The sequence below is a fragment of the Albidovulum sp. genome, from assembly GCF_041919395.1.
Classification (GTDB): domain Bacteria; phylum Pseudomonadota; class Alphaproteobacteria; order Rhodobacterales; family Rhodobacteraceae; genus Albidovulum.
Genome location: NZ_JAYRTX010000107.1, coordinates 1 through 10,032 on the forward strand (window position 1 = coordinate 1; position 10,032 = coordinate 10,032).

At 68.6% G+C, this 10,032-nt stretch carries 9 protein-coding genes; 4 read left to right on the forward strand and 5 right to left on the reverse strand.

Annotated features, from left to right (window positions below):
• Positions 1-846: dTDP-4-dehydrorhamnose reductase (gene rfbD, locus ACMUOO_RS14870; RefSeq protein WP_413855673.1), on the forward strand; the 846-nt coding region annotated here is incomplete at its 5' end.
• Positions 843-1,745 carry a glucose-1-phosphate thymidylyltransferase RfbA gene (gene rfbA / locus ACMUOO_RS14875; protein WP_301918442.1) on the forward strand — a complete coding sequence of 301 codons (903 nt, stop codon included), beginning with the start codon at positions 843-845 and terminating at the stop codon, positions 1,743-1,745. The genes rfbD and rfbA, both read left to right, overlap by 4 nt.
• Positions 1,746-1,748: 3 nt before the next feature.
• Here the strand turns inward: rfbA and ACMUOO_RS14880 are convergent, their stop codons facing one another.
• The 3 genes from ACMUOO_RS14880 to ACMUOO_RS14890 are packed head-to-tail and all read right to left on the reverse strand — an operon-like array spanning position 1,749 to position 4,269.
• Positions 1,749-2,504: a LamB/YcsF family protein gene (locus tag ACMUOO_RS14880; protein ID WP_301918441.1), complete on the reverse strand. Its 756-nt coding sequence runs from the start codon at positions 2,502-2,504 to the stop codon at positions 1,749-1,751.
• A gap of 2 nt (positions 2,505-2,506) precedes the next feature.
• Positions 2,507-3,532 (reverse strand): biotin-dependent carboxyltransferase family protein, encoded by a 1,026-nt coding sequence (locus tag ACMUOO_RS14885; protein WP_301918440.1) that lies wholly within the window; start codon positions 3,530-3,532, stop codon positions 2,507-2,509.
• On the reverse strand, positions 3,529-4,269 hold the full coding sequence (locus ACMUOO_RS14890) for a carboxyltransferase domain-containing protein (protein WP_301918439.1): 741 nt from the start codon (positions 4,267-4,269) through the stop codon (positions 3,529-3,531). Before ACMUOO_RS14890 ends, ACMUOO_RS14885 begins: the two co-directional genes overlap by 4 nt.
• A gap of 211 nt (positions 4,270-4,480) precedes the next feature.
• On the opposite strand from ACMUOO_RS14890, the gene ACMUOO_RS14895 reads away from it, so the two are divergent.
• A complete protein-coding gene (locus ACMUOO_RS14895; protein ID WP_301918438.1) occupies positions 4,481-5,599 on the forward strand; it encodes an efflux RND transporter periplasmic adaptor subunit in 1,119 nt (372 codons plus the stop codon).
• A 3-nt stretch (positions 5,600-5,602) separates the two neighbouring features.
• Positions 5,603-8,719: an efflux RND transporter permease subunit gene (locus ACMUOO_RS14900; RefSeq protein WP_301918437.1), complete on the forward strand. Its 3,117-nt coding sequence runs from the start codon at positions 5,603-5,605 to the stop codon at positions 8,717-8,719.
• A 391-nt stretch (positions 8,720-9,110) separates the two neighbouring features.
• Here the strand turns inward: ACMUOO_RS14900 and ACMUOO_RS14905 are convergent, their stop codons facing one another.
• On the reverse strand, positions 9,111-9,404 hold the full coding sequence (locus ACMUOO_RS14905) for a cupin domain-containing protein (protein WP_301918436.1): 294 nt from the start codon (positions 9,402-9,404) through the stop codon (positions 9,111-9,113).
• 22 nt (positions 9,405-9,426) lie between these two features.
• The coding region (locus tag ACMUOO_RS14910; protein WP_413855674.1) for an SDR family NAD(P)-dependent oxidoreductase at positions 9,427-10,032 on the reverse strand (606 nt) is incomplete at its 5' end.

Sequence of the window (10,032 nt, forward strand, 5' to 3'; positions counted from 1 at the left end):
ACCGGGCAACTGGGCATCGAGCTTGCCCGCACCGCCCCGCGCGGCACGCTTCTTCTCGCCTTCGGGCGGGAGGCGGCGGACCTTGCGCACCCGGAAACCTGCGCCGCCCTCGTCGCGACCACCGATGTCGACGTGGTGATCAACGCCGCCGCATATACGGCCGTGGACGCCGCCGAGACCGACCGCGAGACGGCCCATCTCGTCAACGCCGAGGCACCGGGCGCAATGGCCCGCGCCGCCGCCCGACGGGCCATCCCCTTCCTGCATGTCTCCACCGACTACGTCTTCGACGGCAGCGGCACCCGGCCCTGGCGGGAGGAGGACCCGGTCGCGCCGCTCGGCGTCTACGGCCAGACCAAGCTTGCCGGCGAACGTGCTATCATCGCCGCGGATGGGCCGCATGCGATCCTCCGAACCTCCTGGGTCTTTTCCGCCCATGGGCGCAACTTCGTGAAAACCATGCTGCGGCTCGCGGCCGAGCGCGAGACGCTCTCGGTGGTCGATGACCAGAGGGGCGGGCCCACGGCCGCAGCCGACATCGCCGTCACGCTCTGGACCGTCGCCCGCGCCTTTGCGGAAGGGCGGGGGTCAAGCGGCGTCTTCCATTACGCCGGCGCGCCGACAGTCAGCTGGGCCGGTTTCGCCGAGGCGGTGCTTGCCGCGTCGGCACTTGCCCGGCGGCCCTCGGTTAGGCGCATTGCCAGCGCCGACTACCCCACCCCCGCCCGGCGGCCGGCGAACTCCGCGCTCGATTGTGCTCGCATCCGTGCGACCTACGGCATCGAACAACCCGACTGGCGGGCAAGCCTCGCCAGAGTCATCCGCGAATTGGAGGCGACAGCATGAGCGAGACCGACCGCAAGGGCATCATCCTCGCCGGGGGATCGGGCACGCGGCTTTACCCGATCACCCATGCGGTGTCCAAGCAGATGCTGCCGCTCTACGACAAGCCGATGATCTACTATCCGCTGTCGGCGCTGATGCTTGCCCGCATCCGCGAGGTGGCTATCATCTCGACGCCGCGCGACCTGCCGCAATTCCAGGCCCTGCTCGGCGACGGCGCGGCCTGGGGGATGCGCTTCGATTACGTCGAACAGCCCACGCCCGACGGGCTCGCGCAGGCCTATCTCTTGGCCGAGGATTTCCTTGCCGGCGCGCCCTCGGCGATGGTGCTCGGCGACAACGTCTTCTTCGGAGAGGGGCTGTCGGCCAAGCTGAAGGCCGCGGACGCGCGCACCGAAGGCGGCACCGTCTTCGGCTACCGCGTGTCGGACCCGGAGCGTTACGGCGTGGTGGAATTCGATAGCGAGGGCCGCGTTCTCTCGATCGTCGAGAAGCCGGAAAAGCCGAAAAGCTCCTATGCGGTCACGGGGATCTACTTCCTTGACGCGACCGCCCCGGAGCGCGCCAGGACGATCAGGCCCTCGGCGCGTGGAGAGCTGGAGATCACCGACCTCCTGAACCTCTACCACGGCGACGGCAAACTCAGGGTCGAAACGCTCGGCCGCGGCTTTGCCTGGCTCGACACCGGCACGCACGAGAGCCTCCTTGAGGCCGCGGAGTTCATCCGCACCATCGAGGACCGGCAGAACCTGAAAGTGGGTTGCCCCGAGGAGATCGCGTTCCTGAACGGCTGGATCGACGAGGGTCAGCTCATGGCCCTCGCCCAGCCCTATCTCAAGACGCAATACGGCCGCTACCTCGCGCGCATCGCCGCCGATCCGGACCTGGCGCGGAAGGGGTGAGGGTCAGAGCTTCCCGACCTCCACCCCCGCCCCTTCCAGCGCGCCCCTGACCGCCCGCGCGATCTCCACCGCCTCGGACGTGTCGCCATGGAGGCAGATCGTGTCGATCCGGGTGGGGATGTGCCTGCCGCTCTCGGCGATGATCGCGCCCGCCTCGACCATCGCCACCATCCGCGCCGCCGCGCGGGCGGGATCGTGGATCACGGCGCCGGGCTTGCGGCGGTCCACCAGCGTCGCGCCGTCCTCATAGGCGCGGTCGGCGAAGATCTCGTGCGCCACCGCACAGCCGAGCGCCTTTGCCGCCCGTTCCTGCTCGGTCGCCGCCAGCACCATCACCACGAGGTCGGGCTGGACCCCCAGCGCCGCCTCGTAACAGACCCGCGCCATCGTTTCGTCCTCCGCCGCCATGTTGGCGAGCGCGCCGTGGAGCTTCAGATGCCTCAGCCTGCCGCCGACCGAGGCCGCCATCGCCGCCGCCGCGCCGACCTGGTAGCGGACCATGTTGGCAAGCGTCGCCTGCGGCAGTTCCATCCTGCGCCGCCCGAAGCCCTGAATGTCGGGGAAGCCCGGGTGCGCGCCGATGCCGACGCCGTTCTCGACGGCCAGTCGCATCGTCCGAGCCATGACGTCGGGATCGCCCGCGTGAAAGCCGCAGGCGACATTGGCCGAGGTCACGACCTTCAGAAGCGCCGCGTCGTCGCCCATCGGCCAGAGGCCGAAGCCCTCGCCCATGTCGGAATTGAGGTCCACCTTCGGCATCCTCAGCCCTCCTTGCGTTCAAGATCGTCGCCCGTCGTGACCCCGCCCACGAGCTGGTGCGAGAGAAGATCGGCCATCGCGGCCGGATCGCGCACCATGGGCCGGACCGCTGCCGCCAGTCTCGCCGCCTCGCCCGTCCGTGCGCGGCGCCAGTCCGCCGACGCCTCGTCGAGCCCGACGAACCGGAACCTGAGCCGCGCGCCGGGGGGCGCCTGGGCGACGATGGGCAGGTCGTCCGGCACCACCGTACCGATCCTCGGATAGCCGCCCATCGTCTGGCATTCCGGCAGAAGGACGTATGGCGTCCCATCCCCGGTCATCTGCACGTCGCCCGGCACGATGATTTCCGAAAGAACCGTAAGCTGGCCCTCGGCGCGGAAAGGCGCGCCGTCATGTGCGAGCCGCGCCCCTTGCCGGTTGGCGCGCGGGTCGCGCACGAACGCCGTCGCCTCGAACCGTGCCCGCTCGGCCTCTGAAAAGAGCGCGGTCTGGGCCGAGGCGACGATTCGGACGGTGCCACCCGCAAATCGGCCGGCCACGTCGAGCCTCAGCCCCGCTCGCCCTGGCCCGGCCGGACCGGTCGGCAGCGTGTGACCCGCGGCAACAGGGGCGCCGATCCCGGCCGTCAGATGGGCCGAACGGCTTCCCATGACCACCTCCGTGGCGAATCCGCCCGCGACATGGAGATAGCCGTAGACCCCCGCCTCGGCACCTCCGATCTCCAGCCGCTCCCCCGCCCGAAGAAGATGCGTGGCGTTCCACAGGAGGCGCCTGCCCGCCAGGGCCGCCCGCATCGGTGCGCCCGTGACGGCGATCGTCATGTCTTGCGTCGCCTCGAACACCCCGCCGAAGCCGGCCATCTCCAGCGCCGCGCAATCCGCGGCCTGCGCAAGCAGCGCCGCCCCCTCGACGAGCGCGAGGGGATCGGCCGCGCCCCCGCGTGACAGGCCGAAGGCAAGCCATCCCGGCCGGCCGAGATCCTGCACCGTCACGCCGGGACCGGCGGAGTGGACGCGGAGCCCGGTCACGCGATTGCCTCCGCAACCGCACCACCACCGGCGGGATCGGCGGCGATGAGCGCGTCGAGTTCCCTGCCCGTGACCAGCCGGAAGCGAAGCTCGTCGCCGGCCTTCAGCGGAAAGGGCTCCGCCGCACCAGGTCGGAAGGCCCGGAACCCCGTGCGCCCGGCCTGCCGCCAGCCGGTCGGCGTCGCGGTAGGGAAGATGATGAGTTGCCGCACCGCGACGACGATGGCCCCCGCCGGCGCAACGGGGGTCAGCGCGGTCTGGCGCGGGATGTCCCAGTGGCCCGGCAAGGGCCCCATGTAAGGCAGGCCCGGTGCGAAACCGATGGAGAGAACGCGGACCCGCGCCGCCGCAAGCTCTTCCGCGGCGGCCGCCGGCGAAAGCCCGGCGAGCGATGCCGCCGCGGCAAGGTCGGGGCCGTCGAAGACCGCCGGCACCGTCCAGAGCCGCCGCCCCGCCGGCAGGGGCGTGGCAGACCAGTCCCGGGCGCGAAGAAGAGCGGCGACCCGTTCCGACAGCAGGGCATGGCCGGTCGCGCCGGGATCGAACCGCAGGAAGACGGACCCGAGCGAGGACACGGTTTCCTCGACCCCCTCGGGGCGCGCCTCCTCCAGCGCCGCCCGGAAGGCGAGGGCTGCGCGATTGGCGCCGTCGTCCAGCCGCCCGGAAAAGCGCACAAGAAGCCCCGCGAGCCCCATGGGCACAATCTGGGGGTGGGCTGCGGTGGCGGTCATCGTCATGGCCGGTGCTCAGGAAAGGGGCATCGCGCAGTTGATGCCATGCCTTCCGGAAGGGCAAGGGGTCGGAACAGAGCACCGTTTACGCGCGGGGCAAGATGCGATATTGAACTTTACCGTTCAGTCAACAGATAATGACCACGACGAACAGTGGCGTGGGCGGCGCCGTGCCGTTCCTGGGCGCCCCGCACGTGGAAACCGGGATTTCAGCACGATGGCTTCGCGCATCAAGGGCCACAGGATTTGGGCCGTTCTCGTTCTTCTGGCAGCGGCCCTCTGGGTCGGGACCGGCGAGTTTTCTTCCGTCGGCAGCGAGGAGGCGCATGCCTCCCAGGCAAAACCCGGCGCGCCGACACCGGGCGCCGAGCCCGCGAAGTCGGCCCTGCGCACCGTCGCCGCCGTCACGCCGGTCTTCGAGGAGCATGCCCGGGAACTGCGCATCTCGGGTGTAACCGGCGCCGACAAGCGGGCCGCACTCGCCGCCAGGGCCAGCGGCGTCATCGCCGCCCTGTCCATCGCCAAGGGCGATACGGTCGAGGCCGACCAGGTCGTGATGACGGTGGAGGGCGCCGAGGTCGCGGCCGCCGTCGCCGAGGCGAGGGCGACGCTCGCCCAACGCACCCAGGAACTCGAGGTCGCCGAGAAGCTCTTCAAAAGCGGCAACACGGCCGAGTTGCAACTCATCAGGGTGCGTGCCGACAAGGCCGCGGCCGAGGCCGCGCTGAGCCAGGCCGAAGCGGCCGCCGACCGGCTGAACCTGCGCGCCCCCTTTGCCGGCCTCGTGGACAGCGTCGAGGTCGAACGCGGCGAGTGGGTGCAGACCGGCATGCCCATCGCCACCATCCTCGCGCTCGATCCGATCGTCGTGCGCGCCGAGGTGAGCGAACTCGACGTGGGCTTCGTTGCCACCGGCGACCGCGCGGCGGTGCGGCTGGTCAACGGCCAGACGATGGAAGGGACGGTTCGCCATGTGGCCCGCGACGCCTCGGCCGGCACCCGAACCTTCCCGATCGAGGTCGCGCTACCAAACCCCGACCGTGCCCTGCCCTCGGGGATGACGGCCGAGGTGAGCCTCTTTACCCGCCCTGAACGCGCCGTCACCATCCCGCGGTCGATCATCACGCTGTCGGACGAAGGCGTGATCGGACTGCGCGTCGTCGGCGCCGACAACGTCGCCCGCTTCGCCGGGGTGGAACTGATCGACGACACCGCGAGCGGCCTCGTCGTCAAGGGGGTGCCGGAAGGCGTCAGGATCATCGTCTCCGGCCAGGACCTCGTGCGCGACGGCGAGACGGTCGTGGTCAAGGACGCCGAAGCGATGGCCGGGAACTGACCGATGGGACTGGTCGAAATCGCAATCCGCAATGCGCGGCTGACGATATCCATCCTCGTTTTCCTGATGCTGGCCGGCGCCCAGGCCTATGTCACGATTCCGAAGGAGGCCGAACCGGACATCCAGATCCCGATCATCTACGTCTCGATGCACTATGAGGGCATTTCGCCCGAGGACAGCGAGCGGTTGCTGCTCCGCCCGATGGAGACGGCGCTGAAGGCCATCACCGGCGTGAAGGAGATGACGGCGACCGCCTATCAGGGCGGCGGCAACGTGCTTTTGGAGTTCCAGGCGGGCGCCGACCTCGGCAAGGCGCTCGACGATGTGCGCAGCAAGGTGTCCGAGGCCAAGCGCGACCTGCCCGACGGCACCGACGAGCCCACGGTGAACGAGGTCAACATCTCGGAGTTCCCGGTTCTCGTCGTCACGCTTTCGGGCGATGTGCCCGAACGCATCCTGACCAGGGCGGGGCGCGAATTGCGCGACAGGATCGAGGAAGTTCCAGGCGTGCTCGACGCGACGCTCCAGGGCGTACGGGACGATCTCGTCGAGGTCATCATCGACCCGGCGAAACTGTCGTCCTACGGGCTCAGGCCCGACACGCTCATCGCCGGCGTGAACGCCAACAACCGGCTCATCGCCGCGGGCGCGCTCGAGGGTGCCGAGGGGCGCTATGCGATCAAGGTGCCCTCGCTCATCGAGACGGTGGACGACGTGGCGAACCTGCCGGTAATCTCCAACGGCACAGCGACCGTCCGCGCCCGCGATCTTGCCTCGATCCGGGCCACCTACAAGGACCCCGAGACCATCACCCGGCTCGACGGGGCACCTGCGATCGCGATCGAGGTCTCCAAGCGCACCGGCGCCAACCTGATCGAGACCGTGGACCAGGTGAAGAGGGTCACGGCGGACTTCCAGAAGCTCCTGCCCGCGGGCACGGTCGTCTCGTTCAGCCAGGACAAGTCGACCGACATCCGGCAACTGCTGACCGACCTTCAGAACTCCGTCCTGACGGCGGTGATCCTCGTCTTCGTCGTCATCCTCTACGCGCTCTCTGGCCGCGCCTCTCTGCTGATCGGACTCGCTATTCCGGCCTCGTTCCTGATCGGCATCCTCGGGCTGCAGCTGGCCGGGCTTACCGTCAACATCGTCGTTCTCTTCAGCCTCATCCTCGCCGTCGGCATGCTGGTGGACGACGCGATCATCGTCACCGAATACGCCGAGCGGCGCATGGCCGAGGGTATGGACAAGCGCCAGGCCTTCGCGCTCGCCTCGCACAAGATGACCGGGCCGGTGATCGCCGCCACCGCGACGCGCGTCGCGGCCTTCTCGCCCCTGCTGTTCTGGCCCGGCATCGTCGGCGAGTTCATGAAGTACATGCCGATCACGCTGATCGCGACGCTCTCGGCCTCGCTCGTCTACGCGCTCTTCTTCGCGCCAACGCTCGGCGCGATCATCGCCAAGCCGGTGAAGGAGGAGGACCGCAGCCGCGACAGCCTCTACATGCGCTTCGTCGCCCGGGCGATCCGCCACCCCTGGCTCGTCACGTTCACGGCCGTCGCCGCGCTCGTGGCCGTTCCCTTCGCCTACGGCACGTTCGGCAAGGGGGTGGAATTCTTCCCCAACGTGGAGCCGGAGTACGGACTTCTCTATGTCCACGCCCGCGGCAACCTCTCCATCGACGAGAAGGACGCACTGGTGCGCCAGGCAGAGGAACGCATCCTCGGCTGGCCGGGGATCGAGACGGTCTATACCCGCGTCGGCAAGGGCCAGAACGCCGGCAACGAGGTCGCAGCGGACGTGGTGGGGGTGATCCAGTACGAATTCGTCGACTGGCGCGAGAGGAAGGACGCCAACGCCATCCTCGCCGACCTCAGGGTGGCGATGCAGGGCATCCCGGGCGCCGACATCGAGGTTTCGGTGCCGCAGGCCGGCCCGCCCACGGGCAAGGCGATCCAGGTGAGGCTGTCGGCCGACGACCCGGCCGGGCTCAACGACGTGGCACGCAGCGTGGCCGACCAACTGGCGAAAAACCCCGATGTGATCGACATCGACAACGGCCTGCCGCCCCCCGGCGTCGACTGGGAACTGAAGGTCGACCGTGCGGCGGCGGCCCGCTACGGGATATCGCCTAGCGCGGTGGGCGCTGTCGTGCAACTCGTGACCAACGGCCTCAAGCTCTCGGACTTCCGCCCCGCCGGCGCGGACGATGCGGTTGACATCGTGCTCCGCCTGCCGCCCGACCAGCGGACGATTTCGCATCTCGATCAGCTGAGGGTGGAGACGGCGGAGGGTCCGGTGCCCATCGCCAATTTCGTCACGCGCGTTGCGGCCCCCACGACGGGCACGCTGACCCGGATCAATGGTGCGCGGACCGTGACCGTCCAGGCCAACATCCGCGAAGGCGTGCAAGCCGACCCCATCCGCCAGGCGATCTCTGCACAGCTTGCTGCGGTGGGGCTCGACGAGAAGGGCATCCGCTTCCAGCTTGCCGGAGAGGACGAGGAGCAGGCCGAGGCGGGCGCGTTCCTGACCAAGGCCTTCGTCGCCGCGATGTTCCTGATCTTCGTGGTGCTCCTCGCCCAGTTCAACAACTTCGTTTCGGTCGGGCTGATCTTCTCGGCCGTGGTCATGTCGACGATCGGCGTCTTCCTCGGCCTGATGATCATGGGCCAGCCGTTCGGCATCGTGATGACCGGGATCGGCATCATCGCGCTCGCCGGGGTAGTGGTGAACAACAACATCGTGCTGATCGACACCTACGACACGCTCCGGCGCGAGGGCATGTCGAAGGTCGATGCGATCCTCGAAACCTGCCACGAGCGCGCGCGCCCAGTGGTGCTGACGGCGGTCACGGCCATCCTCGGCGTCTTGCCCATCGCGTTCGGCTTCAACCTCGAACTCCTCAGCCACGAGACGACCTTCGGGGCTCCTTCGACGCAATGGTGGATATCTCTGTCTTCGGCGATCGTCTTCGGGCTGGCCTTTGCGACGATCCTGACGCTGGTCGTGACGCCCTCTCTGCTGATGCTGACGTCGCGCGACCCGAAGCCCGCAGGGGCGCCCGGGCGCAAGCGCTGGTTCGGGCTGAGAAAGGCCGCGCCGAGCCCCGCCGAATAGGCTGCGCGGCGCGGCGGGCTTCAGCGCCCAAGCAGGAAGAGCAATCCGATGAGGCCGAGAACCTCGAGCACGGGAAGCACGTTCAACGCCCGGCCAAAACCGGCCCAGATGACGTGGGCGGCGTCAGGCAGCCTCTTGCACAGCCCGGGAAGGGATCGCCCTCCACGCCTGTGGCCACCTTGCGCGCCGTAGACCGGAACACTGCGCGGAATTGGCGCAACACGGGGCAACAAATATCTGCTCTTGGACTTACTGTCCATAAAAACACAATGCCTTCAAATCGTTACGTCGTCATTATGTGCAGCATTCGTGCCGGAATGAGAAGCCATCGCAGCGGAAAGTCTGCGTTTCCGCCCCGGCATCAACCCAGGACAGGGGTCTCGCGCACCCGCTATCTTGGCTTGAGTTCGATCTCGATGAAGCGCATCGGCAGGGTTCCGCCGTTGACGACGTTGTGCTCGACCCCTGCCGCGCGCTTGTAGGCTTCGCCCGCCGCCACCAAGACTTCCCGCGTGCCGCCGCCGGACTCTTCCAGTAGCATGCGGCAATCGGTGATCGCGGTGATGACGTAGTCCATCCCGTGCCGATGCCAGCCGGTCTCGGCCCCCGGCGCGAAGTCGAAGCGGGTCACGCGCACGGTCGCGTCCTCGACCAGCATCGTCGCGGTTGCCTGCGGTCTCGTCATGCCTTCCTCCCTTGCCGAATTCTCAAAGCGACTCCGCCCCGTCCAGCACGAGCGCATGACCCGTCATGAACGAGGACATGTCGGATGCGAGGTAGACGACGCTGTCGGCGATCTCCTCCGCCGTGCCCCAGCGGCCCATCGGGATGGTCCCGCCGACATAGTGTTCCAAGGCCCCACGCCCGCCCATCTGGGTCTCGAAGCCGGCGTTGAAGGGTGTATCGACGAAGCCGGGGCAGAGCGCATTGCAGCGCACCCCGTGGCGCGCATAGTCCACCGCGATCTGGCGCACCATTGCGATGACGGCGTGCTTGGTGGTGCAATAGGCGATCATCCCCCGGTCGTATTGCACGCCGGAATTCGACGACGTGACGATGATCGATCCCTGTCCCCGGGGCCTCATCACCGCCATCGCGGCGCGGGCGGCCACGAAATGCGACCGGACATTGAGCCGCCAGGAGGCATCCATTTCCGCCGCCGTCACCTCCTCGAGCCCACCGGCGATCTGGATGCCGGCATGGGAATGAAGGATGTCGAGCCGCCCGTGTCGGCGGTCCGCCGCAGTGATCGCTGCGCCGAGCGTGACGTCGTCGGTCACATCCAGGGCGAAACCCTCGGCCTGGCCTCCGAT

What these genes read in the sequence shown, in the direction of transcription:
- ACMUOO_RS14890 (WP_301918439.1), bottom strand. Translation starts at nt 4,269, where the DNA reads ATGACGATGACCGCCACCGCAGCCCACCCCCAGATTGTGCCCATGGGG.
- rfbA (WP_301918442.1), top strand. Translation starts at nt 843, where the DNA reads ATGAGCGAGACCGACCGCAAGGGCATCATCCTCGCCGGGGGATCGGGC.
- ACMUOO_RS14900 (WP_301918437.1), top strand. Translation starts at nt 5,603, where the DNA reads ATGGGACTGGTCGAAATCGCAATCCGCAATGCGCGGCTGACGATATCC.
- ACMUOO_RS14880 (WP_301918441.1), bottom strand. Translation starts at nt 2,504, where the DNA reads ATGCCGAAGGTGGACCTCAATTCCGACATGGGCGAGGGCTTCGGCCTC.
- ACMUOO_RS14905 (WP_301918436.1), bottom strand. Translation starts at nt 9,404, where the DNA reads ATGACGAGACCGCAGGCAACCGCGACGATGCTGGTCGAGGACGCGACC.
- ACMUOO_RS14895 (WP_301918438.1), top strand. Translation starts at nt 4,481, where the DNA reads ATGGCTTCGCGCATCAAGGGCCACAGGATTTGGGCCGTTCTCGTTCTT.